The sequence below is a fragment of the Escherichia sp. 93.0816 genome (genome assembly GCF_013368855.2).
Classification (GTDB): Bacteria; Pseudomonadota; Gammaproteobacteria; order Enterobacterales; family Enterobacteriaceae; genus Escherichia; species Escherichia ruysiae.
This window is the reverse complement of sequence record NZ_JABWNC020000068.1, coordinates 1-1,068: the sequence shown is the minus strand read 5'-3', so window position 1 is coordinate 1,068 and position 1,068 is coordinate 1. Positions and strand designations below refer to the sequence as shown.

General features: G+C 48.0%; 1 protein-coding gene. It reads right to left on the bottom strand.

What is annotated here, in order from left to right; all coding sequences use genetic code 11:
• Positions 1-1,068, bottom strand: a 1,068-nt coding sequence (locus tag HEM79_RS22280; protein ID WP_445297810.1) for a phage major capsid protein, incomplete at both ends; no start/stop codon positions are given.

The following is a 1,068-nucleotide window of genomic DNA, read 5'->3' as shown; positions in this document are numbered from 1 at the left end:
CCATGTCCATATCCTTCGCAATAAGATTTTTATGATCGGCATGGAATAACGCTTTACCATCCGTAAACTTGCCGTTGCTGGTTAACAGGAGATAAACCAGATTGCCAACTGTTCTGGCAGCTGCGCGTCCCATCGCCATGGGGATTGTAGTTAACTGGGTCAGGTCATCGTTGATAATGGCCTGACGGGTAACGGAAAAAATATTCCCGTACGTGGCCAGCGCAATAGGTACACCTTTATCGCTAGTGGTGATGTATTTATATTCCGCGCCTTCCGGTACTTTATCCAGCTTTGAAAAACCATTCAGACCAACGCGCTTTGCTTCATGAAAGTTTGAAAGCGAACCGGTACGCGTCCATTTCTGGAACGTTTCGCCGCTGTCCTGCCAGCCTTTCAGTACTGATTTTTCAGCGCCACCAGCCAGAATATGAGAAAAATCGCTGCTGCTGTGTGTAAAAGCCGCATTAACAACCTGCGAGCGATTAATAAAACCGCTCACAGTGATACCACGATCAACCAGTGATGCCTGGGCCATTTCAAAAAGGCTCATCATCGCGTAAGGGTTGCCTCGTTCAGGGCGTTCATACCCAAGACGGGAATAAAGCCCCTGACGAATTGCATCACCTGTTATGTTTCCGTTTCCGGCATAGATATGAGGCGGGGTATTTTTATTGGATGGCGTGGACTCGCGCCCCAGCTCGTTCAACAGCTTTTCACGGGCCATTTCCGGTGTACATGATGCATCTTCCAGACACGCCATTTTGATCCCGTCGTAACGACTGCCGAACAAGCTAAACACTTCACTTATTCCATTGATGCGCTTCTGTTCATTACCAGCAATATTTGCCGCTCCCTGTGGCGGTGTAATCATTCCTTTAATGGTTTCCGGCATATGTAAAAAATCTCCTGTGCGCTTCGATTCAATTCGCGCCATTGCTCTGACGGATGGCAACAATTCATCAGCAAAACCGTGCTTAAGGCATTCTTTCCCATCCATCCAGGTTTCATCCTCCAGCATGGCGGTAATTTCCTGTGCTGATTTGCCCGTTTTTCTGGCATAAGCAGGGA